This window comes from Polaromonas sp. AER18D-145, from assembly GCF_002379095.1.
In the GTDB taxonomy this organism is placed as follows: domain Bacteria; phylum Pseudomonadota; class Gammaproteobacteria; order Burkholderiales; family Burkholderiaceae_C; genus Polaromonas.
Genome location: NZ_NBZV01000001.1, coordinates 172,434 through 199,423, shown reverse-complemented (window position 1 = coordinate 199,423; position 26,990 = coordinate 172,434). Strand labels below are relative to the sequence as shown.

Sequence of the window (26,990 nt, the reverse complement as noted above, 5' to 3'; positions counted from 1 at the left end):
GAAGCCTTTTTTCTATAAATTCCGGGCGGAGAAGGTGTCGCAGGCCTTGACATTGCCCTGCTGCAAGCCGTTGTTGAACCAGCGCGCGCGCTGGGCACTGCTGCCGTGGGTGAAACTCTCGGGCACGATGGCGCCGCCGCTTCCGCTCTGCAGCGCGTCGTCGCCGATTTTTGCGGCGGCATTCATGGCCTCCTCGACGTCGCCCTTTTCCAGGATGGCACGGGCGCGCTGCGCATGGTGCGCCCACAAGCCGGCAAAGCAGTCGGCCTGCAACTCCAGCCGCACGCTCATGGCGTTGTATTCGGTCTTGCTGACACGACCACGCATCTGCTCCATCTTGCCGGTGATGCCGAGCTGGTTCTGCACATGGTGGCCGACCTCGTGTGCAATCACATAAGCCTGGGCAAAGTCGCCGGGCGCACCCAGCTTTTTCTGCAGGGTTTCGTAAAAACCGAGGTCGATGTAGACCTTCTGGTCGGCCGGGCAATAAAAAGGCCCCATGGCCGCCTGCCCCTGGCCGCAGGCCGTGGCGGTGGCACCGCGAAACAGCACCAGCCGCGGCTCCTGGTAAGTGCTGCCGCCCTGGGTGAACACGACTTTCCAGACGTCTTCGGTGTCGGCCAGCACGGTGGACACAAAACTGGCCATGCGGTCGTCCGCCGGAGGGCGCTGGGCGGGGCCTTGCTGCACCTGCGCCGTAGGGGTGCCGCCGCCGCTCAGCAGGCTCAAAATGGTCATCGGATTGATGCCGAAGATCCAGCCACCTACCAGTGCCACGACAATCGTGCCGATGCCGATGCTCCGGCCACCCAGCAACCCGCCCCCTCCTCCTCCGCTACGGCGGTCCTCGACGTTGTCGGATTCGCGGTTGCCTTCCCATTTCATGATTTACTTTCGTTGGCGTCGGCGCCGCAGAGGCGGCGCAAACTGTGCGGACTACTTTACTTGAGCTTTCAATCCCGAGACGGAACATTTTGTTCGTCGCAGCATCCCATTGAGCATGAACAGACTTCTTGCACGTGCGCGTATTTTTCCCGTCCTGCTGTCAGCCGTGTTGCTGAGCGCCTGCGCGAGCCCGCTGGTGACACAGGTCACCAGCTTCAACCAGTGGCCCACTGACGCCGCCGGCAGCAGCTTCAGTTTCATCAAGCCGCCGCCCAACCGCTGGGGCGCGCCCCAGGAGCTGGAACAGGCCACCTATGAACGCTATGCGCAGCTGGAACTGGAAAAACTGGGCCTGCGGCCTGCCGCCGCGGGCGAGCCCGCGCGCCTGCTGGCCGAACTGAGCACGGTCAGCCAGACCCAGCAAAGAACCTACCTGCAGCCCGTGTATGAAGACCCCCTGGTGTTTTACCCGCCGCGCCGCAACGCCGCCGGCCAGTATTTCCCGGGCTTCTGGGCGCCCAGCCGTTTTGGTCCGACCTATGTGGGCGACCGGGTCGTGCCCTACACCGTGCAGTTCAGCCAGCTCAACCTGCGCCTGCTCGATACCCGCAGCGGCCCGCCGGGGCAGCCACGCGCGGTGTTCGAATCCCGCGTGGTGTATGAAGGCAACGCTGCGCTGCCTGCCGTCATGCCCTACCTGGTGCGCGCGGCGCTGGACGGTTTCCCCGGCCAGAACGGGCAGGTGCGCCAGGTCCGCTTCGACCGGGAAACCGGCGCACTGATCAGGAAATAGGCGTCTTGCACGGCCCCCGTGGCAGTGCCGGGAAATTATGCAGACCGGCCTGCTTCACAATGGCGGCATGCCTCGCCCCACGACCTCCCCGCCCCTGCCGCGCATCCTGCTGACCGGTTTTGACGCCTTCGGCGGCGACACCCTGAACCCGAGCTGGCTGGCGGTCCAGGCGCTGCACGGCCGGCGCATCGGCTGCCATCAGGTGGTGGCCGCTCAATTGCCGACCGTGTTTGAAGCCTCGCTGGCCGAACTGGGGCGACTGCTGCGCACGCACAAGCCGGCGCTGGTCCTCTGTGTCGGTCAGGCCGGCGGACGCGCAGCCCTCTCGCTGGAGCGTGTGGCCATCAATGTGAACGACGCACGTATTGCCGACAATGCCGCCGTGCAGCCGGTGGACACGCCCGTTGTCGCCGGCGGGCCGGCGGCGTATTTCAGCACGCTGCCCATCAAGGCCATGCTGCAGGCGCTGCAAAAAGAAGGCCTTGCCGCCGAGGTCTCGCAGACCGCCGGCACCTTTGTCTGCAACCATGTGTTTTACGGACTCATGCACCTGCTGGCCACGCGGCGCGGCTTCAAACGCACACGCGGCGGCTTTGTCCACGTGCCTTTCCTGCCCGGCCAGGGCCAGCCCCACATGGCGCTGGAGGACGTGGTACGCGGGCTGCGTGTGACCGTGCGTGCGGCTCTAACCACGCAGCGCGATATTGCGCAGGGCGCGGGAGCGATCAGTTGATTTGTTTTGGCGCTGGCTCGTCCCGCAACAGCCGCCAGACCAGCCAGCTGCCGATCAGCGCGTTGCTGAGGGCGAAACCGCCGACGATCAGGGTGGCCCAGGTGTCCAGCACCCGGTTGTGAACAATCCAGGCCAGCGCGGCCGACAGGGCATTGAGCGCCATGGCCATCCAGAACAGGGGATTGCGGGGCTGAAACAGGCGGGATAACTTCATGCAGGGAATGCTAACCGCTGCCGGCGCCCCCTTCTTCAAACCACCCTCTGCACCGGAAACAGGTGCCTGCCGGAAATAGCGGAATCCGCCGGAAAAACAGCGCCGGACTTACCGGACAGCGCCGAAGGAAACCGGCATCATGCCCATGTTGTCCGCGGGCGCCCTGGCCTGGCCCCCGGCCATCACAGCACCAGCCGGATCATTGCCGGCCAAGGTGGACTTCGCGCCGTCGTTGTACATGTCGGCTCGGGCATGCCGCACGCAATTGCTGAGGGCCGCACCGCGCAGGGTTTCCACACAATAAGCCACGGCGGTCTGCTGGGAGGCCAGCATGGCGTCACGTGCCTGGGCCTTTTTGACTTCACCACCGGCCACCATGGCCACGGCCGCCAGCAGGCTGGCAATCAGCACCACCCCGGCTCCCAGATAAAGGTATTCACGGGGGATGGTATTGACTTGGGGCATATGGGTGGAAAACATGAAACAAACTCCTCGTTGCGGCTGTTTCGATGTTATGAACGTGCCCCGGACATTCATCGCGGGGCTTTGCCCGTGCCGATGTAGGATAAAACCGCTTCCCGTGAACACGCTCTGACCGGCCCTGCACCACTCCCTCCGGCAGGGCCATGCGCAGGCTGGCTTACCATCCAGCCATGACCGATTCGCCCATCCTGCTGAGCGCCGCGCAGACCGCGGCCCGCCTGCCCTACCCCGCCCTGCTGGAAGAAATCGTGCGCCTGCTGGGTGATGCCTCGGTGCAGGTTCCGCAGCGTCTGGTGCAGCCCCTGGCTGGCGGTGGCAGCCTGTTTGTGATGCCGGCCTCGGACGGCCGGGTGGCCATGACCAAACTGATCACCTTCACGCCGGCCAATGCCGGAACCACGCGAGCCACGATCCAGGGTGATGTGGTGGTGTTTGACATTGCCAGCGGGGAACGCCGGCTGGTGCTGGACGGCCCGACGGTGACGGCGCGGCGTACCGCGGCGGTGTCCCTGCTGGCGGCGCAGCGGCTGGCCCCCAACACCCACGGGCCGCTGCTGGTTGTGGGCGCAGGGGTGCAGGGCAAGGCCCACCTCGACGCGTTTGCCGAAGTCCTGCAGGTCCGCGAAGTCCTGATCGCCTCGCGCAGCGCGGCCAGTGCGCAGGCCCTGGTGCAGCACGCGCACGCACGGGGCCTGCGGGCCCGTGTGGTGCAGGACGCCAACGCCGCGCTGGCCGACTGCCCGCTGGCGGTCACCTGCACGCCGGCGCATGGCGTGGTGCTCGACAGCCTGCCGCGCCGGGATGCGTTCATCAGCGCGGTAGGCGCCTTCACGCCGCGGATGGTGGAGCTTGGCCCCGACCTTTGCCGTCACTTTGCACAGCAGGGCGCGGTGTTTGTGGACACCGCCGATGCAAGCCATGAAGCAGGCGATCTGCTGCAGGCCGGTCTGGATGTGAGCCGCTTTGCAACACTCGCGGACGTGCTGGCCCATGACACGCCGAGGCCGGCAGGGCTGGTGCTTTTCAAGAGCTGCGGCTGGGCCGGCTGGGACCTGGCAGCCGCGCGGACGGCCCTTGCGCGGTAGAAGCGCCTGTCGTCACATCCACCCCGGTTGATCCACCGCAAGGAGACGCTCCACCGCCCTTTCTAGACTGACGCCATGAAACTTCAATTCCTCGGCGCGACCGACACCGTCACCGGTTCGAAATACCTGCTTCAGCACGACAAGTCCAGAGTGCTGGTCGATTGCGGCCTGTTCCAGGGCTACAAGCTGCTGCGCCTGCGCAACTGGGCGCCGCCGCCGGTGAAGCCGTCATCGATCGACGCGGTGATCCTGACGCACGCCCACATTGACCACAGCGGCTACCTGCCCCTGCTGGCGCGCGAGGGGTTTCGCGGCAAGGTGTTCTGCACACCCGCCACCTACGACCTGTGCCGCATCCTGCTTCCCGATTCAGGCCATCTGCAGGAAGAAGAAGCCGAGTACACCAACCGCCACAAACTGTCCAAACACAAGGAGGCGCTGCCGCTGTACACGCGCGACGACGCGCTGCAGTGCCTCAAGCTGTTTCACCCCGTTCCCTATGACACGGACTGGCAACCCGCACCAGGCCTGCACGCGCGCATGACGCCCTCGGGCCACATGGCCGGCTCGTCGTTTGTCAGGCTGGATGACGGATCACGCTCCATCCTGTTTTCCGGAGACATCGGCCGGCCCAACGACCTGGTGCTCAAGCCCCCCGTGCAGATGGATGGGGCCGATTACCTGGTGGTGGAATCCACCTATGGCGACCGACCGCACAAGAACTCGGACCCGCTGCTGGAACTGGGCAAGGTGATCAACCGCACCGCCGCCCGCGGCGGCGTGGTGGTGATCCCGGCCTTCGCCGTGGGCCGGGCCCAGAGCCTGCTGCACTGCATCCAGCTGCTCAAGGCCCAGGGCGTGATCCACGACATTCCCGTGTACCTCAACAGCCCCATGGCGGCCAGCGCCATGCAGGTGTACCTGAAACACAAATCGGAACTGCGGCTGACGGCCGCCGAATGTGATGCGCTGGCGCACGCCGCGCATGTCGTGCAAACGCCGGAAGAATCGCGGCTGCTCAATGCGCGCCATGGCCCGATGGTGATCGTCGCCGCCAGTGGCATGGCCACGGGCGGGCGCGTGGTGCATCACCTCAAGGCCTTTGCGCCCGACAAACGCAACACCATTTTGTTCGCCGGCTTTCAGGCCGGCGGCACACGCGGTGCCTCGATCGCAGGGGGTGCACCAACGGTACGAATCTTCGGCGAGGACGTTCCCGTCCGGGCCGAGGTGGCCATGCTGGACGACCTGTCGGCCCATGCCGACGCCGCCGAAATTGTGAACTGGCTCAAGGGGTTCAAGGCGCCACCCAAACAGACCTTCATCACGCACGGCGAACCCGCTGCTGCGGACGCGATGCGCCAGCACATCGAGCGCGAGCTGCACTGGAACGTTCACATGCCGTTCTACCTCGAAACGGTCACTCTCCGCTAACGCCGCCAATGCAGGCTGGGAGCCTGTCGGGCTTGGGGCGTCGAAAGCGAAAATCGGCCCCAGCGAGGACAGTTTTTGCCGGATTTGCAGGCCCATAGTCGAGCTATGGGGCAAAAAGCCGGTGAAAAATGGACCGCTGCGGTCGATTTGCAGCCGACGACCCCAAGTCCGACAGGCTCCTAGGGCCGGAGCTCAGGCCAGGCCGCACCACTCGGCAAAGCGGTGAAAGGCATCCGCCCAGAGCGCCCAGGCCGCCGCGAGGATCAGCAAGCCACCGGCCGCGCGCGTGCCCCAGTCCTGCTTGAGCTTGTTACCGCGGCCCTGCAGCTTGTCGTACAGCAGCGGCACGAGCATCAGCGACACGCTGCTGCCGGCAGCGAACAGCGCCATCGACAACGCGCCCTCCAGCGGCCCGCCACTGAGCGAAGCCACCAGCAGCGCCGAATAAAGCAGGCCGCAGGGCATGAAGGACCACAGCGCACCGGTGGCGAAGATGCCGCCACGCGCCGCGGCCAGCGGCCGGATGCGTGACCAGACGGCGCGGCCGGCATCGCTGACCCATGCGGGCTGGCGCGCCTGGGACAGCAGCATCAGCCCCCAGAGCAGCACAGCCAGGTGAAACAGCGTCCAGACCGGGCGTAGCGCCGCGGTATTCGTGGTCAGCCAGGCCAGGCTCTGCACGGCCAGCGCGGCAGCAGCGCCGGCCAGCGAATAACCCGCCAGACGCCCGGCCTGAAAGCTCCAGAGCGAACGCGACGACGAGCCGGAGCCCTGGCGCGGACCCAGGCGCGAAATGCCCGCGCAGGCAGCGCCGCACATGGCAGCGCAATGCGGGCCGCCGGCCAGCCCCATCATCAGGGCCGTCACGGCCAATGTGGTGGACATGGCAGAAACCCGTTCAGATGATGCGCGAGAACCTCGCGCGGTTGCGGTCGGCCTGCAGGTAGCGGTCGAACACCATGGCCACCGCACGCACGAAGAACCAGCCCTGCGCCGTGACCTGGATGCCCGATTCGTCGAGCAGCACCAGCCCCTCATCGGCCAGACTGCGCAGCTGTTCCAGCTCGGCCGCAAAATAGCTGCGGAAGTCCAGCAGCCAGGCCAGCTCGATCGACTCGAAAATCACCTGGCCCTGGCACATCAGCGCCATGATCACGGCCCGGCGCGCCAGGTCGTCGCGGCTGAGCGCCAGTCCGCGCACCACCGGCAGGCGGTTTTGGTCGAGATGGTCGCAATACTCTTCCATCGTCTTGGCGTTCTGGCTGTAGGTCGCACCGATGCGTCCGATGGCCGAGACGCCCAGGCCGATGAGGTCGCAGTCGGGCTGGGTGCTGTAGCCCTGGAAGTTGCGATGCAGCCGGCCCTGGCGCTTGGCCACGGCCAGCGCGTCGTTGGGCAGTGCAAAGTGGTCCATGCCGATGTAGACGTAGCCCGCAGCCATGAAGGCAGCGAGTGACTGTGACAGCATGGCCACCTTGGCCGCAGCGCCGGGCAAGTCCGCGGAGACAATGCGCCGCTGCGGCTTGAAACGTTCGGGCAGGTGCGCATAGGCATACAGCGCAATGCGGTCGGGCTTCAACTGCGCCACCTGGGCCAGCGTGCGTGCAAAGGACTCGGGCGTCTGGCGCGGCAGGCCGTAGATCAGGTCGACATTGATGGAGTCGAACCCCACTTCGCGTGCCTGGACCATCAGTTCGCTGACCTGCTCAAACGGCTGGATGCGGTGCACGGCCTTCTGGACATCGGGATCGAAATCCTGCACGCCAAAACTCAGGCGGTTGAAACCCATGTCGGCCAGGGCGCGCAGGCGTGAACCATCCACCGTGCGCGGATCGATCTCGATGGAGTATTCGCCGCCGGGCACCATCGTGAAGCTGCGCCGCAGCATGGCCATGAGCTCTCTCAACTCATCGTCGGACAGAAAGGTCGGCGAGCCTCCGCCCAGATGCAGTTGCGTGACCGTCTGGCCCGGGCCGAGCTGGGCCGTGTGCAGGTCGATCTCGCGGCTCAGGTAGCGCAAATAGCTGACGGCACGGTTGTGGTGCTTGGTGATGATCTTGTTGCAGGCGCAGTAATAACAAAGCGATTCACAGAACGGAATATGGACATACAGCGACAGCGGCATGGTCAACCCGGCCGGGCCCGTGCGGCGCTGGGCCAGGGCCTGGCCATAGTCAGTTGCAGTGAAGGCTTCTACGAAACGATCGGCCGTTGGGTAGGATGTATACCGCGGCCCCGGAACGTCGAATCGTTGGAGCAGTTCGGGCGATACATTGGTCATGACATGTTTCTCGTGGAGGTAACCGACTGTGCCGCGTCCGCCCCCCCGAGCGCTTGACATGGATCAAAGGCGCCGGGGCGGGGACCCGGACAATTTGATCAAGATCATAAAAGGCTCTCCCATGAAGGAAATCCCCGTACGTACGACCACCGCGGATCTGGTAGCGACTGCCCCGGAAACCCCGTTTATCGATGAAAAAACCATCAAGGTGGCGTGCTCGAACTGCAACCTGCGCGAACTGTGCATGCCGGTGGGCCTGAGCCCACAAGAGCTCGCACGCATCGACGAGGTCGTGGCCGTTCGCCGCAAGGTCAAACGCGGCGCCACCCTGTTTCGCAACGGCGAGCCTTTCGAATCGCTGTTTGCCATTCGCACCGGCTTTTTCAAGACCTGTGTCACCTCCGGGGACGGCCGCGACCAGGTCACCGGCTTCCAGATGGCTGGCGAGGTCATCGGCCTGGACGGCATTGTCAACGACCGCCATACCTGCGATGCCGTCGCGCTCGAAGATGCCGAGGTCTGCGTCATGCCTTTCAATCGCATCAGTGAGCTCTCGCGCGAGATCAATGCCCTGCAACACCATGTGCACCGCATCATGAGCCGCGAGATCGTGCGCGAACACGGTGTGATGCTGCTGCTGGGCAGCATGCGGGCCGAAGAACGCGTGGCAGCCTTCCTGCTGAACCTGGTGCAGCGGCTGCACGCACGGGGGTTCTCGGGGTCGGAGCTGGTCCTGCGCATGACACGCGAGGAGATCGGCAGTTACCTCGGGATGAAGCTGGAAACCGTGAGCCGCACCTTCTCGAAGTTTGCCGACGACGGTGTCATCGATGTCCGCCAGCGCCATGTGCGCATCCTCGACACCGACGCCCTGCAGTCCATCGTCAACCAGCAGGGCTGTAACTAGCGGGCAGCATCCTCGGACCCGCGCACCACCAGCACCGGAACCGGGGCGGTCCGCACGATCTGCTCGGCGTCGCTGCCCATCAGGACACGGCCTATGCCGCGCCGCCCGTGCGAACCGACCACAATCAGGTCCGCCTCCGCGCTCCTGGCCTGCTCGGCCACATGTTCGCAGATGCGGCCTGGCCCGCCCACAATCAGCACACTGTCGGTGTCCACGCCCTGATCCACGCCCTTTTGCCGGCCGAGCGCCAGCAGTTTCTCGCCAGCTGCCTGCATCAGGGGAACGATTTCATTGGTGTAATTCATCGCCGTCTTGAAGCCGTTGACGTAGCTCAGCTCGTCCACCACATGGAGCAGCCGCAGCCGCGCGCCGGTCAGCCCGGCCAGGCGGATGGCTTCATCGAGCGCCTTGTCCGAAGTCGGGCTGCCGTCGAAGGGAACAAGAATCTGATGGTAAGCGGACAATTTTTTCTCCCCGGTCAAAGATTTTTCAGCGCAGCGACAGACGCATCGCCACGGTTTCCTGCGCGCTTGCGGTGGACACGTCGAAGCCGGTCTGGCGCGCCAGGGCGGCCATGCCCACGTTCTCCGGCAGGCACTGCCCCACGACCTCGGCCGTGCCGCGCTCGCGCAGGTAGCGAATCAGCTTGTCCATCAGCTGGCGCCCCAGGCCACGCCCCTGCCAGTCCGTGGCCACCTGGATGGCAAATTCCGCCTGCAGGTTGTCAGGGTCGCAAACGGCCCGCGCTTCGCCCACCATGACCGGTTCGCCGCCCGCCTGCGGCACCATCGCCACAAAGGTCATCTCGCGGTCATAGTCGATCTGGCTGTAACGTGCCAGCTCGGAATGCGGCACCTCGCGCCGCGTCATGAAAAAACGCAAGCGCATGTCGGCGGGCGACGCCCCGGCATAAAAGGCCATCAGTCGCTGGCCATCCTCGGGGCGAATCGGGCGCAGCAGCACGTCCTGGCCCTTGACCTGAACATGTTCTTCCAGCGCCAGCGGGTAGGGACGGATGGCCAGCCGGCTGCGCTCGCCCGCCGGGACCTGGCGCAACCGCACCCGCGCATCGAGCGCCAGCACGCCGTGTTCGTCGACCAGCAGGGGGTTGATGTCGAGTTCGGCCAGCCAGGCCAGGTCGCAGGCCATCTGCGAGACCTTCAGCAGCGTGGCCAGCAGCGCGGCCTCATCGGCGGGCGGGCGCCCACGGTAACCCGCCAGCAGGAGCGACAGCCGGCTGCCGGCGAGCATGTCCTGCGCCAGGCGGGTATTGAGCGGCGGCAGCGCCACCACATGGTTCTTGTGCAGTTCGACGGCAACGCCGCCCTCGCCGAGAAGCATCACCGGCCCGAACACGGGGTCCGAGGCAATGCCCACAATCAACTCGTGCGCCCCGGGGCGGTCGGCCATCGCCTGCACGGTGAAACCGAGTATCTGCGCCTGTGGCAGCAGCCCGATCACCTGCCGCAGCATCTTCTCGGCCGCGCGCCTGAGTTCTTCCGCAGAGACCAGGTTCAGCGCCACGCCGCCGACGTCGGACTTGTGGATGACCTGGGGCGACACGATCTTCAGGGCCACGGGGTAACCGATGCGGTTGGCCACGGCGATCGCCTCCTCGACATCGCGGGTCCTGACGGTCTCCACCGTGGGGATGCCGTAGGCCCGCAGCAGTGCCTGGGCCTGCGCATCAGCGAGCCACTCGCGGCCTTCCTGCAGCGCCTCCTCGAGCAGCGATTGGGCCAGTTGCCGGTCCGGCGTGAAGTCCTCCAGCACGGACGTGGGAAGCTGCTGCAGCGCCTGCTGATTGCGTGCATAGGTCGCCAGTTGCAGCCACGCCGCCGCCGCGCGTTCCGGTGTGTTGTAGCTGGCAATGCCGGCGCTGGCGCTGTCCCGCCGCGCCAGCGCCACCGCCGCACCACCCAGCCAGCAGGTCAGCACGGGCTTGGCTGCCGCCTGGATCAGCGGCAGACAGGCCGCTGCAATCCGGTCGGCAGGAACAATCGCCGTGGGGGCATGGATGAACAGCACACCGTCGACCTCGGGCGCTGCCAGCAAGACCCGCAGGCTGTCCGCATAACGGCTGACAGGAGCGTCGCCGACGATGTCGATCGGGTTGCCATGCGACCAGGTGGGCGGCAGGCACTGGTTGAGCGCCTCCAGCGCCCCCGCACCCAGCACCGCCAGTGTGCCGCCGCCCAGCGCCAGTGCATCGGCGGCCAGCACGCCGGCACCGCCGCCGTTGGTCAGTACCGCCAGCCGCTCGCCTTGCCAGCCCTTCACATGGGTCAGGGTTTCGGCGGCATCGAACAGCGCCTCCAGCGTGTCCACGCGCAACATGCCGGCGCGCCGGACGGCGGCATCGAACACCACATCGGAGCCGGCCAGCGCACCGGTGTGCGAGGCTGCCGCCCGGGCACCATCAGGCGCACGACCGGCCTTGACAACAATCACCGGCTTGTTGCGCGCGGCGGCGCGCGCCGCCGACATGAACTTGCGCGCGGTCTTGACCGACTCCATGTACATCAGGATGGCCCGCGTTCCGGGATCGCTGGCCAGGTAGTCGATGACGTCGCCGAAGTCCACGTCGGCGCTGTCGCCCAGCGAGATGAAATGAGAAAAACCGATGCCGCGGCTGTTGGCCCAGTCCAGCATGGCGGTCGCCAGCGCGCCCGATTGCGTCACAAAGGCCAGCTTGCCGGGCAAGGCGTTGCCGGGTGCAAAACTGGCATTGAGCCCTATCCCCGGCACCAGCGCCCCGATGCAGTTGGGCCCGAGGATGCGCAGCAGCCAGGGCCGCGCCGCATCCAGCATGGCCTGCTCCAGCGTGGGCCCGCCCGAGCGCGCGGCCTGCTTGAGCCCGGCCGACAACACAATGGCGGCACGCGTGCCCTTGCGGCCCAGGGCGGTGATCAGGTCGGGCACCGTCTCGGCCGGCGTGCAGATGATGGCCAGGTCCGGCGCCTGCGGCAGCGACTCGACATCGGGCCAGGCCGGGCCACCACCCACCTGGGTATGCCGGCGGTTGACCGGCCAGACCGGCCCCTGAAACCCGTCCGCCCTGAGATTGCGCAGGACCACGGCACCCAGGCTGCCCTCCCGGTCGGAGGCGCCTATCAGGGCCACAGAAGCGGGGCGGAACAGGGTCTCGAGATTGCGTACGCTCATGAATTTCCTTGGAACAGGGGTTCCAACATACCCCATGCTGGAAGATTAGCGCCCGGGCAGCACCCTCAGTTGCTCCAGATCAAAGACCCGGGTGCCGGGTGGCCCACAGAATGGTCACGCCAGCACAAGGTTCTCCATGGAAACATACGACCGCACCCTGATGCCGCGCTTCAGCCAGATTCTGGCGCAGCGCGAAACCGAACTGCGTGCCCTCCTGCGCGCCACCGCCGAGCAGCCCCATGAGGCCGGTGGCACCGGGCAGCACCGTGTGATGGATTTCAAGGATGTCGCCATGGAACAGGCCCTGGCCACGGTCGATGAGGCCAAGGCGGGGCACGCGGTGCTTGAGCTTGAGGAAGTGCTGGCGGCGCGCCGCCGCCTGGCCGACCAGAGCTTCGGCCATTGCCTGGACTGCGGCGAAGCGATCGATCTGCGGCGCCTCGCGGCCCGGCCCGCCGCGGCCCTGTGCACCACATGCCAGGCCATTCATGAGCATGAGCGTCCCATGGCGATGCGGCGCTGAACCGGAAACCGTCCCCACCCGAAAGGAACCCCATGCGTGCAAAAACACCCCTCCCCGTCCCGTCCCGCGAAAGCACGGGTATGGGCACCACCCCCGCCAGCTTTCTGGCCGACCTCGGCCGCCAGCAACTGGCCGTCGCCACCGATGCGGCTTGCGCCCTGTTGCGCGGCAGCGAAGCCATGCGGGCCATCCAGCATCAGGCGGCCCACGAGGCTTCCCTGCGTCACCAGGCGGCGGCGCAAAAGCTGCATGGAAACTGTGAGCCGGCCGACCTGCTGGCCATCCAGTCGGATCTGCTGAGTTTTGACTTGCAGGGTGCCACCCAGTACTGGCAACAGATCACGGCCGCGGCGCTGCAGTCGCAGGTCGAAATGATGGCCAGCGCCACCCACCTGCTCGACAGCGAACAGGGCGGCGCATTGAAATCGGCCATGGAAAGCTTTCAGGTGGCGATCGCTTCGGGCAATGGCTTTTTTGCGCCAAAGCCCGCCGCCACGGCGCCACAAACCCGTGCCTGACACACGTCGCCCGCTGACCGTGCCTCGGACAGGGGTGCAAAAAGCCGCGCCTTACCCTTGGTGAACGTAGGTGCCGGGTGCGGCGGACAACCGGCCCGCCGAACGCAGGCCGGCAAGCGGCACAGCCTTGGTCTGCCCCGTTGATTGTTCATGCAGCCAGGCGTGCCAGCACGGCCACCAGGAGCCGGTGACCGGCGGCGCACCATGCAGCCAGGCCTGCGGATCTGCAGGCGCCTTGCCTTCCGCATGGGTGGCGACGCGGTAACTGGCCTGGGGATGGGCCGCGGTGCCGGACGGCGGATTGACGATGCCGACGTTGTGCCCCCCCGAGGTCAGCACAAAACTCACAGGCGCACGCGTCAGGCGGTGAATCTTGTAGACCGAGGTCCATGGCGACACATGGTCGCGCTCGGTGGCCACCACAAACAGCGGCACCTTGATGTCGGCCAGCGAGATGGCGCGGCCGCCTGCCATGTAGCGCCCCTCTGCCAGGTCGTTGTGCAGGTATAGCCGGCGCAGGTACTCGCTGTGCATGCGCGCGGGCATGCGCGTGGCGTCGGCGTTCCAGGCGCGCAGCGCCGTCATCGGTGTCTGCGCGCCCATCAGGTATTCATGCACGAGTTTGGACCACACCAGGTCCTTGGAATTGATCAGGGCAAAGGCACCCGCCATCTGTCGGCCATCGAGATAGCCGCTTCCCGCCATCAGGTCTTCCAGAAACGCGATCTGGCTCTCGTCGATGAACAGCCCCAACTCGCCAGGCTCGTGAAAATCAACCTGCGCGGCCAGCAGGGACACGGTTTTCAGCGGGTTGCGCGGCCGGGCGCCCAAGGCCGCAGCCGCCATGGCCAGCAGAGTGCCGCCCAGGCAATAACCCGCCGCGTGAATGCCGGCGCCGGGCCGCAGTTCGCCGACCGCCTTCAGCGCGGCCATGGCCCCGAGTTCCAGGTAATCGTCGAGCCCCAGGTCCCGGTCCTGGCTGTCCGGATTTTTCCAGGAAACCATGAAAACGCTGTGGCCCTGGTCCACCAGGTAACGAACCAGCGAATCGGCCGGTGTCAAGTCAAGGATGTAGTACTTCATGATCCACGAGGGCACGATCAGTACCGGTTCGGCATCGACCTTGGCCGTGGCCGGCTCGTACTGGATCAGTTCGATCAGGCGGTTGCTGAAGACCACCTTGCCCGGAGTCAGCGCTACCCCTTTTCCCGGGAGAAAAGCCTCCACGCCGCGTGGCTTGCCCTCCGTCAGCACCGCCATGGCGTCGCGCGACCAGTTGGCAAAACCATTGGCCAGGTTGGCCCCGCCCGTGGCCAGGGTTTCTTTCAGCACCTGGGGGTTGGACATCGGAAAGTTCGAGGGCGACCACATGTCCAGCCACTGGCGTGTGGTGAATGCTGCCACGTCTTCATGGTGTCGGGAAACGCCGCGCACGCCTGTCATGGCCCCGTTCCACCACTGGTCCTGCAGCAGAAAGGCCTGGGCCATGGCGCTGAACGGCAGCAGGTTCCATTCCTGCGGCGAGAAGCGCTTGTCCTGGGGGGCCGGCTCCACGCAGCGCACACAGTCGCCCCGCCAGGCCTGCGGCGCATACTGCGTCCACAGCAGGCCCTTGCGCAGGGCGTCGGCCAGCAATTCGGCCTGCCGGGAAGGCGACACCAGCAGGTGCGTGAACCAGTCGGCATACGCCCCGGCGACCGAGGCCGGGGAGACGCCGTGCGTGAATCTGGCCAACCCGAGCTTGAGCGGAAGGTCCATCGGAGCCGGTGTGTGCCCGTGCGGGCGGGGATCGGAAAGTGCCATGAAAAATTCCGGCGCCACTATGCGGCCAGTCAGTCAAAAGCAGAATCGTCCCGTACCAGCGTCACCCGGCCTTTGCGCAAGGTCAACGAAACCCCTCAATCCCGGCCCACGGCCTCGCCAGCTGCGTAACATGCCCGGATGCTGCCCGATGCCATGTTCGCGATGACGGTCGATCCCTCGAGTGCAAAACTGCAGCCCGCGTCGAAACCTGTGCCGCAGGCAATTGGCTGGGAGGTGGTGGTCCGCGTGCTGGCCTGTGGCGTATGCCGCACCGATTTACACATCATCGACGGTGAGTTGCCGGCCCGGCGCGCAAACCTGGTGCCGGGGCATGAGGTGGTGGGGCAGGTGACCGCCAACGGTCCCCAGGCGCGGCGTTTTGCGCTCGGCCAGCGCATCGGCATTCCCTGGCTGGGCAGGGCCTGCGGTGAATGCCCGTTCTGCGCCATGGCCCGAGAAAACCTGTGCGACGAGCCGGTATTCACGGGTTATGACCGGGACGGCGGCTTTGCCGAATACGCCGCCGCAGACGAGCGCTTCTGCTTTGCCCTACCCGACCGCTACGACGACGCCCATGCCGCGCCGCTGCTCTGCGCCGGCCTGATCGGCTTTCGCGCCTGGCGCATGGCGGGCGAGGCCCTGCCGCGCCGGCTGGGTCTGTACGGTTTCGGCGCGGCAGCCCACATCGTCTGCCAGATCGCTGTGGCGCAGGGACAGGAAGTCCATGCCTTCACCCGGCCGGGCGACACGGCGGGGCAAGCGTTCGCCCGCAGCCTGGGCGCCGCCTGGGCCGGAGGTTCGGACGAGACACCGCCCGCACGGCTGGACGCGGCGCTGATTTTTGCCCCGGTCGGCGCGCTGGTGCCCGCCGCGCTGACAGCCACACGCAAGGGCGGAACCGTGGTTTGCGCCGGCATCCACATGAGCACCATTCCGGCTTTTGACTACGGCCTGCTCTGGGGTGAGCGCGTACTCCGGTCGGTCGCCAACCTCACGCGCGAAGATGGCGAAGCCTTTTTCCGGACCGTGGCCGGCATCTCGCTGCAGACCCATGTGCAAACTTTTTCCCTGCGGGACGCCAACACAGCGGTGCAGGCTTTGCGCGAAGGGCAGATCCAGGGCGCCGCGGTTCTGCTGCCCTGAGACAGGAAGCCGGGTTCCGCATCGACTTGAGCAATGTCAATGCACGCCGCGCAAAGAAGAATAAATTGAGCGCATTGGCAGCGCCATGCCGCCGCGTTCAGATCCCCTCAACAGTCAGGAGAGTTCCATGAAAACGGATGCCCACATCAAGTCCGACGTCATTGACGAGCTCGCGTGGGATCCTGCCGTCAATGCCACCGGCATCGGTGTGGCGGTCAGGGACGGTGTGGTGACCCTGACCGGCCACCTCGACAGCTATGCCGAAAAGCATGCGGTGGAACGGGCTGTGCACCGCGTGGCAGGCGTGCGTGGCATCGCGGTGGAACTCGACGTCAGGCTGGCCGCTGAACACAAGCGCAGCGATTCCGACATCGCGCAGGCAGCGGCCACGGCCCTGCAGCTGAACTCCCTGGTGCCGGACGAGAAGATCCAGGTCCTCGTCGAAAACGGGCGGGTCACCCTCACCGGCGAAGTCGACTGGAGCTACCAGCTGGCCTGCGCCGAACAGTGTGTGCGGCCGCTGGCCGGCGTGCGCGGCCTGTCCAACCGCATCACCATCAAGTCCCGCGCAAGCAGCAAGGACGTCGGTGCCCAGATCACTGCCGCCCTGACGCGACAGGCCGCGCGGGAGGCCAAACACATCACCGTGGAGGTGGAAGGCAGCGTCGTCACCCTCTGGGGAAAAGTGCATTCGCTGGCGGAGCGCGAGGCGGCTGTCGGTGCCGCGTTCTCGGCACGCGGTGTTTCGCGCGTCGTGGACAAACTCGAAGTCGGTGCCTGACCTGGAAGGCACATTCCTTTCATCATTTTTACAATCATTCAAGGAGAGTCAATCATGAGCGATCTTCGTGTCCTGGATCCCACCTTCACCGACTCCTTCGAGTCGGCCATGCGCCGCTTCTTCTCCCCCGCAGTTTTCGAAACGGAGACCCCGGCGCTCAAAATGCGCATCGATGTCTCGGAGAAGGACGACGCCTACCAGGTCAAGGCCGACATCCCCGGTGTCAAAAAAGAAGATATCAACGTGCGCATCGACGGCAACGTGGTGCAGATTGACGCCGAAATCAATCGTGAAAAAGAGACCAAGGGCAATGGTGGCAAGGTCCTGCGCAGCGAGCGCTACTGGGGCAATATCTCGCGCACCTTCAGCCTGGCCCAGGACGTGGACGACGGCAAGGTACAGGCCAAGTACGCCGACGGTGTCCTGAGCCTGGAGCTGCCTAAAAAGGCCTCGGCAGCGAGCAAGAAAATAGCGGTTCAATAGGCCTTGTACGCATGACCACGGCGCAGCAGCCGGACGTCCCGGTGTTGCGCATCCGGTCGCTGTCCAAGACCTATGGCAGCGGTGAAACTGCCGTGCACGCCTTGCGCGACGTGGATCTCGAGGTGCGGGCGGGTGAATTTCTGGTGCTGCTGGGCGCCTCGGGCAGTGGCAAGTCCACACTGCTGAATATTTTGGGCGGACTGGACCGGCCAAGCACCGGCGAGGTGGAGTTCCTGGACCACCGCCTGACCGATGCGCCCGATGAGGAGTTGACGCGTTACCGGCGTGAACACGTTGGCTTCGTGTTCCAGTTCTACAACCTCATTCCCAGCCTGACCGTGCGCGAGAACGTGGCACTGGTCACCGACATTGCCAGCAACCCCATGCCGGTGGACGAAGCGCTGGCGCTGGTGGCACTGACACCCCGGCAGGACCACTTCCCTTCCCAGCTGTCTGGCGGCGAGCAGCAGCGCGTGGCCATTGCACGAGCCATCGTCAAGCGCCCGCAGTTGCTGTTGTGCGACGAGCCCACCGGCGCGCTGGACTATGCCACCGGCAAACTGGTGCTCGAAGTCATCGCCCGCATCAACCAGGAGCTGGGCACCACGGCCATTGTCATCACCCACAACGCCGCCATCGCCGGTATGGCCGATCGCGTCATCCGGCTGGCGGACGGGCGCATTGCCAGCATTGAAGTTCCTTCGCGGCGCCTGACCCCCGCAGAATTGTCATGGTGAAACCATGAAAGCGCTGGACCGGAAGTTGCTGAGGGACCTGCGCCTGCTCTGGAGCCAGGGCCTGACCATCGCGCTGGTGGTGGCCAGCGGCATTGGCGGCTTCATCACCAGCCTGAGTGCGGTGGACTCGCTGGACCTGGCGCGTGAGCGGTTTTATGCCCAGGCGCGCTTCGCCGACGTGTTCGCCACGGTCAAACGCGCGCCGAATGCCCTGGTCGAAACACTGCGGCAGGTGCCCGGCGTGGCCGACGTGCAGACCACGATCGAGCAGGTGGTGCGCATCGGGCTTCCGGGTGTGAGCGACCCCATTCTCGGCCAGCTGATCGGCGTGGATCGCAAGCAGCTGCCGCGCATGAACCAGGTGACTGTCTCGCGCGGCCGGGCACTTGACAAGGCTGCGCTCTCCTCCGTCGCACGTAGCGACGGCCGCATCGAGGTACTGGTTTCGGCGGGCTTTGCGACATCGCGCGGCGTGAAGCCGGGCGACATCTTCACCGCGCTGATCAACGGGAAACAGCGCACCCTCCTGATCGCTGGCATTGCGTTGTCGCCAGAGTATATTTTTGCCGGCTTGGGCGGCAGCCCCGACCAGCGCGGCTTCGGGGTGTTCTGGATGGACCGCGACACCCTGGCCGCGGCCTACGACATGCAGGGCGCCTTCAACCGCGTGAGTATCAAGCTCGCGCCGGAGGCATCGCAGCGCGACGTGATTGCCCGCATGAGCCGGCTGCTGGCACGTTACGGCGCAGGAGAAGCCTATGGCCGCGAGGACCAGATCTCACATGCCATGCTCGACGCCGAAATCAAGGAGCAGCAGGTGCTGGGCACGGTGCTGCCTTCCATCTTTCTTGGCGTGGCAGCCTTCCTTTTGCATGTGGTGGTCTCACGGCTGGTGTCCACACAGCGGGAACAGATCGCTGCCCTGAAGGCGTTGGGCTACCCCAATCGCAGCATAGGCGCGCACTACCTCAAGCTGGTGCTGGTGATCGTCATCCTGGGGCTCATGCTGGGCATCTGGCTCGGCGACTGGCTGGGCGCCGCCTTGACGCGGCTGTATGCTGATTTTTTCTACTTTCCGACGTTCGAGCACCACCTTGCGCCATCGCTGTTGATGGTGGGTGCAGGCCTGACGCTGGCGACAGCCGTGCTCGGCACGCTCAGTGCCATCGGCGCCACGGTGCGCCTGGCACCGGCCGAGGCCATGCGCCCGCCCGCACCGGGGCACTTCCGGCGCACGCTGCTGGAGCGCCTGGGCGTCAAGGGGGTCAAGCCGGCCTTGCAGATGATCCTGCGCAACATGGAGCGCCGACCGCTGCGCACCGGACTGTCCATTGCCGGCGTGGCAGCAGCCGTGGCCATCGTGGTGATGGGCAATTTCATACGCGACGCGATCGACCATATTGTGGACACCCAGTTCAACCTGGCCATGCGCAGCGACGTGATCCTGTGGATGAGCGACCCAATTGGCAACGAGGCCCGCTATGAGGTGGCACGCATGCCCGGGGTCATCGGGGTGGAGGCAACCCGCGACGTTCCGGTGCGTTTCGTCAACGGCCCGGTCAGCGAGCGGGGTCTCATCCAGGGTTATGCAGAAAACCCCGAGCTGCGGCGCATCGTCGACATCCATGGACGGGAAGTGCCCCTGCCCGACGGCGGCCTGGTGATGACCGACCGCCTGGCCAGCAAACTGGGCCTGCGTGTGGGTGACACGGTGCGTACCGAAGTGCTCGAAGGACGCCGCGAGACGCTGCAGCTGACACTGGCAGCCACCGCACAGGAAATGATGGGACTGAACGCCTACATGGAGCGCCGCGCGCTGAACCGGCTGATGCGCGAAGGCGACGTAGCCTCGCAATACGCGGTGGCACTGCAGCGCGGCAGCGAAGCCGCCTTCCTGGCCGCCAGCCAGGGCCTGCCACGCGTGGCCGGCACCTTCAGCAAAGCCAACCTGCTGCGCAACATGCAGGAAGTCAGCGCACGCAATATCCGTCTAATGAGCACCATTCTCACTTTGTTTGCGAGCGTCATCGCCGTGGGTGTGGTGTACAACAATGCGCGTATCGCATTGTCCGAACGCACCTGGGAGCTGGCCAGCCTGCGGGTGCTGGGCTTCACACGCGCCGAAGTCTCGGTCTTGCTGCTCGGCGAACTGGCCATCAGCATCGCCATTGCCTTGCCGCTGGGCATGCTGATGGGCTGGGGCCTTGTGCATCTGGTCGCGGAACTGCTCAAATCTGACCAGTTCCAGTTTCCAGTGGTCATCCAGCCGCGGACCTATGCCTGGGCGGCCATCTGCGTGGTCGCCGCCGGCGTGGCCAGCGCCTTGGTGGTGCGACGGCGGATCGACCGGCTGGACATGGTGGCTGCGCTCAAAACAAGGGAATAGGGAAACAGGGAAATGAATGTGCTGAAACTGAAGAAAACAACCTGGCTCTGGATCGCGGCGGGCGCCGCCGTGCTTGCGGCGCTGGTCTGGGCCTTTTCGCCGCGACCCGTGGAAGTTGAAACCGCGACGGTCAAACAGGATCATTTCGAGCAGTCCATCGAGGAGGATGGACGCACCCGGCTGAAGGACCGCTACACCGTCTCGGCGCCGGTGGCCGCACGTGTGGCACGCATGGTGCTGCGCGAGGGCGACAGCGTGGCCGCCGGCGATGTCGTGGCCGTGCTGACGCCGGTCATGTCGTCGATGGTTGATGAACGCAGTGCGCGCGAAGCGACGGCGCGGCTGAAAGCGGCCGCTGCCGGGGTGGAGCGCGCCTCGGCCCGCGTGGCACGCGCCAGAATTTCCCTGCAGGAGGCTCAGCTGGAAAAGGAGCGTACCGAGAAACTGGCCGGTGAAGGATTCCTGTCGGCCTCGCGACTCGATGCGGTCCGGCTGGCCCAGTCAGGCGCCCGTCGTGAACTGGAGGTGGCGGACGCGGAGCGTGAAATGGCGGTGCAGGAAAAGGCCCAGGCCGCGGCGGCGCTGCAACCGGCCGCTGCCGGCAGCAGCAGCACCCGGCCGCTGAGCGTGCGTTCGCCGGTCAGCGGGGTGGTGCTGCGCGTGCCGCAGCCCAGCGAGGCCAACATTGCCGCGGGTGCCGCCCTGCTCGACATTGGCGATCCCCTCCAGATGGAGGTGATCAGCGAACTGCTGACCACCGACGCCATGCAGGCCACGGCCGGGCGCCGCGTGGTGATCGAACGCTGGGGCGGGCCGCCCGTCGAGGGCTTGGTGCGCCGGGTGGAACCGGCCGCTTTCACCAAGGTCTCGGCGCTGGGGGTGGAAGAACAGCGCGTCAACGTGCTGATCGACGTCAGCAACCCGCCCGAAGCCTGGCGCAGCATGGGCGACGGCTTCCGGGTGTCGGTCCGGATTGTCACGGCCAGTATCGAGCAGGCCGTGCTGGCACCCCTGGGGGCGCTGTTTCCTCATGGCAAGGGCATGGCGGCCTACCGGCTGGACGGTCGTCATGCCCGGCTGCAGCCGGTCGAGGTAGGCGCACGCAACAACAACGAGGCCTGGTTGCGCAGCGGCCTGACCGAGGGACAGACCGTGATTGTTTACCCTCCCGCCACCATCCGCGACGGCAGCAAGGTCCACGTCCGCACGCCCTGACGCCGTGTCGCGGCGACCGTTACGCCAGGCGTCAACCGGCCAGAGGCGACCAACTGGCGGGACGCACCGGGCTGGCCTGCCTGCTGGCCGCCTGCAAGGCATGGCCGAAGGCCTCCAGACGGCCGGCGTAACTGCCGTCGTCAACCTCACGCGTGGTGAATGCGGTCACCAGCAGGGGGGCACGGCCCAGCAGGTGCGCGATTTCGGCCACGGCATTCGGTGCGCCGCTGCCGCCCATCACCGACACCACGCCCACCTGCTGCAAGTCATCGCGCCGGTCGGCCACAAAACTGCGCATCGGCGAGGCCAGGCGATAAGCCCAGATCGGAGAGACCAACACCACCGTCCCGAACTCCTTGGGATCCGGCCCCTGGTAACGGATGCGCGGCTGGCGCCGCAGCAACGAATCGGCCACACAGCGCAGCGTCCCGGACGCGCCGGAACGGGTTCGCTCCTCCACAATTTCGCCCGAGGGCCAATCGAGCTGACTGCACAGCAACTGCACCAGGCGACGTGAGGTGCCGGTGTAGGAATAAAAGACGACAAGGATTCTGTCCATCAGTCTCTCCTCTGGGGGTGGTTGGAAAACTATAGGCAGCAACGGGGCGTGGACGTTGAGGTGCATCAAACCGCTGCGAGATGGGGCCGGGAGAAAGCCCGGCACCGGCGACCCGGAACTGCTTGACGGACATCAAGCCCGCCGCCACCGGGACGGCTTAACCTGCGCGCACGATGCCAATGCTTGACGCTGCCCTGAACTCCGCCCGCGCCCTGGTCACCACACTGGCTGGCGCCTTGGGCGCGGAACTGATCGAGACCCATATTTCGTGGGTGCTGCTGGCCGCAGACACCGCGTACAAGATCAAGAAGCCCGTGCACCTGCCCTTCGTCGACTACAGCAGCCTGCAGGCCCGGCGCCATTTCTGCGAGGAAGAGGTCCGGCTCAACCGGCGGCTGGCGCCTGGGCTGTACCTGGGCGTCACAGACATCACCGGGACGCCTGCCTCGCCCGACATCGACGGTGCCGGGCCGGTGCTGGAATACGCGGTGCGCATGCGCCGCTTTCCCCCGGGGGCGCTGTTCAGCGAAAGAATCGCCGCCGGCACCCTGGACAACAAGGACGTGGATCAGCTGGCCGCGCTGCTGGCCGATTTCCATGAGAGCGCGCCGCGCGCGGCTGCCAGGGATGGTTTTTCCAGCGCCGACCAGCGCCGCCGTATCGCGCTGGCTGCGCTCGAAGGTGCCCGGCCATTGGCCGGCGACGCCGCGCTGTCGGCGCTGCAAACCTGGTTAACGGCGGAGGCCGACGCACTGGCGCCCTTGTGGACATCCCGCCAGGCGGCCGGTCATGTGCGCGAATGCCATGGTGACCTGCACCTGGCCAACGTGGTGCGTCTTGACGAGCATGTCGCAGCCTTCGATTGCATCGAGTTCGACCCGGCACTGCGCTGGATCGACGTGCTCGACGATGCGGCCTTCGTGGTGATGGACCTCGCTTCCCACCAGCGACAGGTCTTGTGCTTCCGCTTTCTCAATGCCTGGCTGGACCGGACAGGCGACCATGCCGGCCTGCCTGCACTGCGTTTTTCCGTCGTTTACCGGGCACTGGTCCGCGCCCAGGTGGAGCACCTGCGCAGCGGCGGCAGCAAAGCGGCCCGCCGCTACCTGGCGACAGCGCTGGCCTGGGCCCAGCCGGCCAAGGCCCGGCTGTCCATCATGCACGGCCTGCCGGGGTCGGGCAAAACCTACGTCTCCCAGCGCCTTCTCGAGCAGGAAGGCGCGATCCGGCTGCGCTCGGACGTGGAACGCAAGCGTTTGTACGGCCTGGGCATGCTGGAGGATTCGCAGGCCCGGGGGCTGGACCTGTATGGCGCGGACACCACCGCGCGCACTTATGCGCAGCTGTTCGGCCTGGCGCGCACGGCACTGCAGGCAGGGTACCCGGTGATCCTCGATGCCGCTTTCCCGCGCCGCATCGAACGGGATCAGGCACACGCATTGGCACAAGACCTTGGTGTGCCGTTTTCCATCGTGCACTGCGAAGCCCCCCTGCCCGTGCTGCGTGAACGCCTGCTGGCCCGTCGCGGCGATGCCTCGGAGGCCAACGTTGCCGTGCTTGAACACTTGCGCGAAGTCGTCGAACCACTGTCGGAGGAAGAGCTTTCTTTTGTGCAGCCCATGGCACCGGACAAACCTGCGTGATCCTCCACCGGTGAGCACCGGTGCGCTTGCGCGATCCCCAAGCACCCTGCGGACGCCCGCTTCTTTCTATTACTTTTGGCTTAAGCGCAACTGGCGAACTGCGCATCGGCGCTGGACCGCTGGCTTTTCCTTGCGATTCATCAAGACGCACCTGCCGTCGGCTACTAGAGTGAATCCGGCGTTTCAACCCACCGAGGAGACGAACACAATGGAAGCAACTACCGAACGACTGCTGTGGATGTACGAGACAATGCTGGTCATCCGCCGCTATGAGGAAACAATGGCGCAGGTGTACCTGGAGGGCAAGCTGCCGCCACAGATCCAGAAGGGCCTGGCCTTCGACATCGCATCGGGACCGGTTCCCGGCGAGATGCACCTGGCGGCCGGACAGGAACCCGTTGCCGTCGGCGTCTGTGCCCACCTCACCGATGCAGACACTGTGGTCGGCACACACCGGCCGCATCACTTCGCGATTGCCAAAGGTGTTCCGCTCGATCGCATGACGGCCGAGATTTTCGGCAAGGTCACCGGCCTCGGCCGCGGCAAGGGCGGCCACATGCACCTGTTCGATCCGGCGCGCCGTTTCAGTTGCAGCGGCATCGTCGGCGCCAGCCTGCCGCCGGCTTGCGGCGCGGCGCTGGCAGCCAAAAAACTCGGCACGCGAGCCGTGGCGGTGGCTTTCTTCGGCGAAGGCGCCGCCAATCAGGGCGCCTTTCACGAATCGCTCAACCTCGCGTCGCTATGGAAACTGCCAGCGATTTTTGTCTGCGAGGACAACCGCTATGCCATCTCGGTACCCAAGGCGCAGGCCACCTCGGTGGTGTCCAACGCCACCCGCGCAGCCGCCTATGGCATGGAGGGTATCGCCGTCGACCGCAACGATGCCATCGCGGTGCATGATGCAGCCGCGCTGGCGGTGCGGCGCGCACGCGAGGGCGGCGGGCCCACGCTGATCGAGGTCAAAACCGACCGCTACATGGGCCATTTCCAGGGCGACGCCGAGGTCTACCGGCCCAAGGGGGAGGTCGCCGAGCTGCGCAAGAACGACCCCATCCCTGCCTTGGGCAGCGAACTGCGCCGGCGCGGCCTGCTTGACGATGCACAGGCCGCCGCCATCGCTGCACGCGCCGAGGCGCGCGTGGCAGCGGCCTTCACCTTCGCGCGCGAAAGCGCCTACCCGCCAGTCGCAGAAGCGACCGAACACCTGTTTGCCTGACCGACCCAAGGAGATGCAAGATGACTGCAGAACGCAAACTCACCATGGCCCAGGCGGTGGCCGAGGCCATAGGCCAGGAAATGGAACGTGATCAGAAGGTCTTCGTGCTGGGCGAAGACATCGGTCGCTACGGCGGCATCTTCAGCGCCACCGGCGGCCTGCTGGACCGCTTCGGGCCGGAGCGCATCATGGATACACCGATTTCCGAGACTGCCTTCATAGGCGCGGCAACGGGCGCGGCCGCCGAAGGCATGCGTCCGATCGCCGAGCTGATGTTCGTCGATTTTTTCGGTGTCTGCATGGACCAGATCTACAACCACCTGGCCAAGAACATCTACATGTCGGGCGGCTCACTCAAGCTGCCGGTGGTGCTGATGACCGCCATAGGCGGCGGCTACGGCGACGCGGCCCAGCACTCGCAATGCCTGTACTCGGTGTTCGCGCATGTGCCCGGGCTCAAGGTGGTGGTGCCCTCCAACGCTTACGACGCCAAGGGCCTGATGACCCAGGCCATCCGCGACGACAGCCCCGTGATGGTCTTTTTGCACAAGGGCCTGATGGGGCTGCCCTGGATGCAGTACTACGAAGGCGCAACGACCACGGTGCCCGCCGAGGCCTACGCCCTGCCCTTCGGCCAGGCCGCGGTGGTGCGCGAGGGCAAGGACCTGACCATCGTGACGATCAGCCAGATGGTGCAAAAAGCACTTCTTGCGGCGCAGACATTGCAGGCCCAGGGGGTGGACGTCGAAGTCATCGACCTGCGCACCTTGGTGCCGCTGGACGTCGATACCGTCATCCGTTCGGTGGCCAAAACCGGCCGCCTGCTGGTAGCCGACGAAGACTACCTGAACTTCGGCCTGTCCGGCGAGATTGCGGCGCTGGTCGCGGAACGACTCGACGGGGTGGTGCTGAAGGCGCCCATCCGGCGCTTGGGCGTGCCCGGCGTGCCGATTCCCTACAGCCGGCCGCTCGAGCAGGCCGTGATCCCGTCCGTCGAGCGGCTGGTGGACGCCTGTCGCAGTCTGATCGGCGCACGGATGAAGGCAGCAGCATGAGTGCTTTGCCCATGAACATCACGCTCAAGGATGAAGCCTGGGAAGGCGTGGATGCGCAGGTGCAGGCGCTGCTGGACCAATGGCTGGTGCCCGAGGGTGCGCAGGTTCAGGCCGGGCAGCCGGTGGCACGCGTGATTCTGGTCAAGAGCAGCATGGATATCGCGGCGCCTGTCGCCGGCGTTGTCGAGCGTATTCTCGTACCGACCGGCGAGACCTTTGGCCGTGGCCAGCCGCTGGCTGTGCTGAAACCCGCCTGAGCGGTGGGCCGATCGGCAAAGGTTTGGGTGTGCACGGGCGGCCTTCCGGCCATCGTGCTCGGGCGCGCCCAGCGCAACCTGCCCACCGATCCCGTGCTGCCGTTGCGCCGGCGCTCGGGCGGCGGCGGTGCCGTGCTGACGGGACCGTGGCTGTTGCGCGCCGCCGTCCGGCTACCGCCGGGCCATGTGCTGGCGGGTCGGGGCCCTGTTGCCGCGGCGCGCTGGTTCGGCCAGGTGCACCAGGCATGGCTGCAGGCGCAGGGCATCACGGACACCCGCCTCTGCGACGGGCCCACCGTCGGGCACTGGGCGTGTTTTGCAGGACGGGGACCGGGGGAAGTGATGGTCGGCGACCGGAAGATGGTCGGCATCACCCAGACCTGGCGGCAACGCGCCGTCCTGCTGGCCGCCGGCACACTGGTGTCGACGCCGCCCTGGCACTTGCTGTGCGCTGCCCTGCGCCGTCCGCGCGAAGAAGCCGGCACGCTGGCATCGGTCACGGTCAGTGCAGCCGCCTGCCTGGGGCACGACGTGGATGCCGGTGCCTGGGCGGATGCCCTGCGCCACCGCCTTGAGCGGGCGCTGCTGAACGCCGAGGAGTGCGTCCCGCCTGGTTAAGGCTGCCGTGCCCGTCAAGCCGGAAGCCGGACTTGCGTTTTATCAAGGCCAGCGATACCCGCCTTGCCTACAG

27 protein-coding genes are annotated in these 26,990 nt (G+C 66.1%); 18 read left to right on the top strand and 9 right to left on the bottom strand.

Annotation, left to right across the window (positions count from 1 at the left end):
• Positions 1 to 12: 12 nt before the first annotated feature.
• Positions 13 to 885 carry a neutral zinc metallopeptidase gene (locus tag B7G52_RS00980; protein WP_096695561.1) on the bottom strand — a complete coding sequence of 291 codons (873 nt, stop codon included), beginning with the start codon at positions 883 to 885 and terminating at the stop codon, positions 13 to 15.
• Between the two features lie 115 nt (positions 886 to 1,000).
• Between B7G52_RS00980 and B7G52_RS00975 the strand changes: the two genes are divergently transcribed.
• Together B7G52_RS00975 and pcp are read left to right on the top strand one after the other, a co-directional pair.
• Positions 1,001 to 1,678 carry a DUF4136 domain-containing protein gene (locus tag B7G52_RS00975; protein ID WP_096695560.1) on the top strand — a complete coding sequence of 226 codons (678 nt, stop codon included), beginning with the start codon at positions 1,001 to 1,003 and terminating at the stop codon, positions 1,676 to 1,678.
• A 94-nt stretch (positions 1,679 to 1,772) separates the two neighbouring features.
• Positions 1,773 to 2,411: a pyroglutamyl-peptidase I gene (pcp, locus tag B7G52_RS00970; RefSeq protein ID WP_205853011.1), complete on the top strand. Its 639-nt coding sequence runs from the start codon at positions 1,773 to 1,775 to the stop codon at positions 2,409 to 2,411.
• Here pcp and B7G52_RS00965 read toward each other — a convergent pair.
• Complete coding sequence (locus B7G52_RS00965; RefSeq protein WP_096695559.1) at positions 2,404 to 2,625, bottom strand: hypothetical protein; 222 nt, start codon at positions 2,623 to 2,625, stop codon at positions 2,404 to 2,406. The genes pcp and B7G52_RS00965 overlap by 8 nt on opposite strands.
• Positions 2,626 to 2,733: 108 nt before the next feature.
• Positions 2,734 to 3,105, bottom strand: coding sequence for a hypothetical protein (locus tag B7G52_RS00960; protein WP_141397362.1), 372 nt, complete (start codon positions 3,103 to 3,105; stop codon positions 2,734 to 2,736).
• Positions 3,106 to 3,278: 173 nt separating this feature from the next.
• Here B7G52_RS00960 and B7G52_RS00955 point away from each other — a divergent pair, with 173 nt between their 5' ends.
• A complete protein-coding gene (locus tag B7G52_RS00955) occupies positions 3,279 to 4,193 on the top strand; it encodes a delta(1)-pyrroline-2-carboxylate reductase family protein (RefSeq protein WP_096695662.1) in 915 nt (304 codons plus the stop codon).
• A gap of 75 nt (positions 4,194 to 4,268) precedes the next feature.
• Positions 4,269 to 5,627 carry an MBL fold metallo-hydrolase RNA specificity domain-containing protein gene (locus B7G52_RS00950; protein ID WP_096695557.1) on the top strand — a complete coding sequence of 453 codons (1,359 nt, stop codon included), beginning with the start codon at positions 4,269 to 4,271 and terminating at the stop codon, positions 5,625 to 5,627.
• A 192-nt stretch (positions 5,628 to 5,819) separates the two neighbouring features.
• Here the strand turns inward: B7G52_RS00950 and B7G52_RS00945 are convergent, their stop codons facing one another.
• Entirely contained in the window at positions 5,820 to 6,512 is a 693-nt protein-coding gene (locus B7G52_RS00945; protein ID WP_096695556.1) for a sulfite exporter TauE/SafE family protein, read from the bottom strand.
• A gap of 13 nt (positions 6,513 to 6,525) precedes the next feature.
• Positions 6,526 to 7,908 carry an oxygen-independent coproporphyrinogen III oxidase gene (hemN, locus tag B7G52_RS00940; protein WP_096695555.1) on the bottom strand — a complete coding sequence of 461 codons (1,383 nt, stop codon included), beginning with the start codon at positions 7,906 to 7,908 and terminating at the stop codon, positions 6,526 to 6,528.
• 187 nt (positions 7,909 to 8,095) lie between these two features.
• Between hemN and B7G52_RS00935 the strand changes: the two genes are divergently transcribed.
• The gene (locus tag B7G52_RS00935; RefSeq protein WP_096695660.1) at positions 8,096 to 8,815 is read left to right on the top strand and encodes a helix-turn-helix domain-containing protein; all 720 of its coding nucleotides are present in this window, start codon (positions 8,096 to 8,098) and stop codon (positions 8,813 to 8,815) included.
• Here B7G52_RS00935 and B7G52_RS00930 read toward each other — a convergent pair.
• Together B7G52_RS00930 and B7G52_RS00925 are read right to left on the bottom strand one after the other, a co-directional pair.
• On the bottom strand, positions 8,812 to 9,279 hold the full coding sequence (locus B7G52_RS00930; protein ID WP_096695659.1) for a universal stress protein: 468 nt from the start codon (positions 9,277 to 9,279) through the stop codon (positions 8,812 to 8,814). The genes B7G52_RS00935 and B7G52_RS00930 overlap by 4 nt on opposite strands.
• Before the next feature lie 25 nt (positions 9,280 to 9,304).
• Complete coding sequence (locus B7G52_RS00925; RefSeq protein WP_096695554.1) at positions 9,305 to 11,980, bottom strand: bifunctional acetate--CoA ligase family protein/GNAT family N-acetyltransferase; 2,676 nt, start codon at positions 11,978 to 11,980, stop codon at positions 9,305 to 9,307.
• Between the two features lie 136 nt (positions 11,981 to 12,116).
• On the opposite strand from B7G52_RS00925, the gene B7G52_RS00920 reads away from it, so the two are divergent.
• Complete coding sequence (locus B7G52_RS00920; RefSeq protein WP_096695553.1) at positions 12,117 to 12,503, top strand: TraR/DksA C4-type zinc finger protein; 387 nt, start codon at positions 12,117 to 12,119, stop codon at positions 12,501 to 12,503.
• Positions 12,504 to 12,583: 80 nt separating this feature from the next.
• Complete coding sequence (locus B7G52_RS00915) at positions 12,584 to 13,021, top strand: phasin family protein (protein WP_170954647.1); 438 nt, start codon at positions 12,584 to 12,586, stop codon at positions 13,019 to 13,021.
• A gap of 51 nt (positions 13,022 to 13,072) precedes the next feature.
• Here B7G52_RS00915 and B7G52_RS00910 read toward each other — a convergent pair whose 3' ends face one another.
• Positions 13,073 to 14,824: an alpha/beta hydrolase gene (locus B7G52_RS00910; protein WP_096695658.1), complete on the bottom strand. Its 1,752-nt coding sequence runs from the start codon at positions 14,822 to 14,824 to the stop codon at positions 13,073 to 13,075.
• Between the two features lie 153 nt (positions 14,825 to 14,977).
• Here B7G52_RS00910 and B7G52_RS00905 point away from each other — a divergent pair, with 153 nt between their 5' ends.
• From B7G52_RS00905 to B7G52_RS00880, 6 genes are all read left to right on the top strand, one after another.
• Positions 14,978 to 15,967, top strand: a complete 990-nt coding sequence (locus B7G52_RS00905) for a zinc-dependent alcohol dehydrogenase family protein (RefSeq protein WP_096695657.1) — start codon at positions 14,978 to 14,980, stop codon at positions 15,965 to 15,967.
• 127 nt (positions 15,968 to 16,094) lie between these two features.
• On the top strand, positions 16,095 to 16,748 hold the full coding sequence (locus tag B7G52_RS00900) for a BON domain-containing protein (RefSeq protein ID WP_096695551.1): 654 nt from the start codon (positions 16,095 to 16,097) through the stop codon (positions 16,746 to 16,748).
• 54 nt (positions 16,749 to 16,802) lie between these two features.
• On the top strand, positions 16,803 to 17,231 hold the full coding sequence (locus B7G52_RS00895; protein WP_096695550.1) for an Hsp20/alpha crystallin family protein: 429 nt from the start codon (positions 16,803 to 16,805) through the stop codon (positions 17,229 to 17,231).
• Positions 17,232 to 17,242: 11 nt separating this feature from the next.
• Complete coding sequence (locus B7G52_RS00890) at positions 17,243 to 17,968, top strand: ABC transporter ATP-binding protein (protein WP_096695549.1); 726 nt, start codon at positions 17,243 to 17,245, stop codon at positions 17,966 to 17,968.
• Between the two features lie 4 nt (positions 17,969 to 17,972).
• Positions 17,973 to 20,354: an ABC transporter permease gene (locus B7G52_RS00885; protein ID WP_096695548.1), complete on the top strand. Its 2,382-nt coding sequence runs from the start codon at positions 17,973 to 17,975 to the stop codon at positions 20,352 to 20,354.
• Between the two features lie 12 nt (positions 20,355 to 20,366).
• Positions 20,367 to 21,569: an efflux RND transporter periplasmic adaptor subunit gene (locus B7G52_RS00880; protein ID WP_096695547.1), complete on the top strand. Its 1,203-nt coding sequence runs from the start codon at positions 20,367 to 20,369 to the stop codon at positions 21,567 to 21,569.
• 31 nt (positions 21,570 to 21,600) lie between these two features.
• On the opposite strand, the gene B7G52_RS00875 is transcribed toward B7G52_RS00880, so the two are convergent.
• On the bottom strand, positions 21,601 to 22,128 hold the full coding sequence (locus B7G52_RS00875; protein WP_096695546.1) for a flavodoxin: 528 nt from the start codon (positions 22,126 to 22,128) through the stop codon (positions 21,601 to 21,603).
• A gap of 173 nt (positions 22,129 to 22,301) precedes the next feature.
• Here B7G52_RS00875 and B7G52_RS00870 point away from each other — a divergent pair, with 173 nt between their 5' ends.
• The 5 genes from B7G52_RS00870 (at position 22,302) to B7G52_RS00850 (ending at position 26,917) form a co-directional block, all read left to right on the top strand.
• Positions 22,302 to 23,771 (top strand): bifunctional aminoglycoside phosphotransferase/ATP-binding protein, encoded by a 1,470-nt coding sequence (locus B7G52_RS00870; protein ID WP_096695545.1) that lies wholly within the window; start codon positions 22,302 to 22,304, stop codon positions 23,769 to 23,771.
• Positions 23,772 to 23,979: 208 nt separating this feature from the next.
• On the top strand, positions 23,980 to 24,987 hold the full coding sequence (locus B7G52_RS00865) for a thiamine pyrophosphate-dependent dehydrogenase E1 component subunit alpha (RefSeq protein WP_096695544.1): 1,008 nt from the start codon (positions 23,980 to 23,982) through the stop codon (positions 24,985 to 24,987).
• Between the two features lie 20 nt (positions 24,988 to 25,007).
• Positions 25,008 to 26,042, top strand: coding sequence for an alpha-ketoacid dehydrogenase subunit beta (locus tag B7G52_RS00860; protein ID WP_096695543.1), 1,035 nt, complete (start codon positions 25,008 to 25,010; stop codon positions 26,040 to 26,042).
• Positions 26,039 to 26,299 carry a lipoyl domain-containing protein gene (locus tag B7G52_RS00855; protein ID WP_170954646.1) on the top strand — a complete coding sequence of 87 codons (261 nt, stop codon included), beginning with the start codon at positions 26,039 to 26,041 and terminating at the stop codon, positions 26,297 to 26,299. The genes B7G52_RS00860 and B7G52_RS00855 overlap by 4 nt, the downstream gene beginning before the upstream one ends.
• 3 nt (positions 26,300 to 26,302) lie before the next feature.
• On the top strand, positions 26,303 to 26,917 hold the full coding sequence (locus B7G52_RS00850) for a hypothetical protein (protein WP_141397361.1): 615 nt from the start codon (positions 26,303 to 26,305) through the stop codon (positions 26,915 to 26,917).
• Positions 26,918 to 26,990: the final 73 nt, after the last annotated feature.

What these genes read in the sequence shown, in the direction of transcription:
- B7G52_RS00980 (WP_096695561.1), bottom strand. Translation starts at nt 885, where the DNA reads ATGAAATGGGAAGGCAACCGCGAATCCGACAACGTCGAGGACCGCCGT.
- B7G52_RS00975 (WP_096695560.1), top strand. Translation starts at nt 1,001, where the DNA reads ATGAACAGACTTCTTGCACGTGCGCGTATTTTTCCCGTCCTGCTGTCA.
- B7G52_RS00965 (WP_096695559.1), bottom strand. Translation starts at nt 2,625, where the DNA reads ATGAAGTTATCCCGCCTGTTTCAGCCCCGCAATCCCCTGTTCTGGATG.
- B7G52_RS00960 (WP_141397362.1), bottom strand. Translation starts at nt 3,105, where the DNA reads ATGTTTTCCACCCATATGCCCCAAGTCAATACCATCCCCCGTGAATAC.
- B7G52_RS00955 (WP_096695662.1), top strand. Translation starts at nt 3,279, where the DNA reads ATGACCGATTCGCCCATCCTGCTGAGCGCCGCGCAGACCGCGGCCCGC.
- B7G52_RS00950 (WP_096695557.1), top strand. Translation starts at nt 4,269, where the DNA reads ATGAAACTTCAATTCCTCGGCGCGACCGACACCGTCACCGGTTCGAAA.
- B7G52_RS00945 (WP_096695556.1), bottom strand. Translation starts at nt 6,512, where the DNA reads ATGTCCACCACATTGGCCGTGACGGCCCTGATGATGGGGCTGGCCGGC.
- hemN (WP_096695555.1), bottom strand. Translation starts at nt 7,908, where the DNA reads ATGACCAATGTATCGCCCGAACTGCTCCAACGATTCGACGTTCCGGGG.
- B7G52_RS00925 (WP_096695554.1), bottom strand. Translation starts at nt 11,980, where the DNA reads ATGAGCGTACGCAATCTCGAGACCCTGTTCCGCCCCGCTTCTGTGGCC.
- B7G52_RS00920 (WP_096695553.1), top strand. Translation starts at nt 12,117, where the DNA reads ATGGAAACATACGACCGCACCCTGATGCCGCGCTTCAGCCAGATTCTG.
- B7G52_RS00915 (WP_170954647.1), top strand. Translation starts at nt 12,584, where the DNA reads ATGGGCACCACCCCCGCCAGCTTTCTGGCCGACCTCGGCCGCCAGCAA.
- B7G52_RS00910 (WP_096695658.1), bottom strand. Translation starts at nt 14,824, where the DNA reads ATGGCACTTTCCGATCCCCGCCCGCACGGGCACACACCGGCTCCGATG.
- B7G52_RS00905 (WP_096695657.1), top strand. Translation starts at nt 14,978, where the DNA reads ATGTTCGCGATGACGGTCGATCCCTCGAGTGCAAAACTGCAGCCCGCG.
- B7G52_RS00900 (WP_096695551.1), top strand. Translation starts at nt 16,095, where the DNA reads ATGAAAACGGATGCCCACATCAAGTCCGACGTCATTGACGAGCTCGCG.
- B7G52_RS00895 (WP_096695550.1), top strand. Translation starts at nt 16,803, where the DNA reads ATGAGCGATCTTCGTGTCCTGGATCCCACCTTCACCGACTCCTTCGAG.
- B7G52_RS00890 (WP_096695549.1), top strand. Translation starts at nt 17,243, where the DNA reads ATGACCACGGCGCAGCAGCCGGACGTCCCGGTGTTGCGCATCCGGTCG.
- B7G52_RS00885 (WP_096695548.1), top strand. Translation starts at nt 17,973, where the DNA reads ATGAAAGCGCTGGACCGGAAGTTGCTGAGGGACCTGCGCCTGCTCTGG.
- B7G52_RS00880 (WP_096695547.1), top strand. Translation starts at nt 20,367, where the DNA reads ATGAATGTGCTGAAACTGAAGAAAACAACCTGGCTCTGGATCGCGGCG.
- B7G52_RS00875 (WP_096695546.1), bottom strand. Translation starts at nt 22,128, where the DNA reads ATGGACAGAATCCTTGTCGTCTTTTATTCCTACACCGGCACCTCACGT.
- B7G52_RS00870 (WP_096695545.1), top strand. Translation starts at nt 22,302, where the DNA reads ATGCCAATGCTTGACGCTGCCCTGAACTCCGCCCGCGCCCTGGTCACC.
- B7G52_RS00865 (WP_096695544.1), top strand. Translation starts at nt 23,980, where the DNA reads ATGGAAGCAACTACCGAACGACTGCTGTGGATGTACGAGACAATGCTG.
- B7G52_RS00860 (WP_096695543.1), top strand. Translation starts at nt 25,008, where the DNA reads ATGACTGCAGAACGCAAACTCACCATGGCCCAGGCGGTGGCCGAGGCC.
- B7G52_RS00855 (WP_170954646.1), top strand. Translation starts at nt 26,039, where the DNA reads ATGAGTGCTTTGCCCATGAACATCACGCTCAAGGATGAAGCCTGGGAA.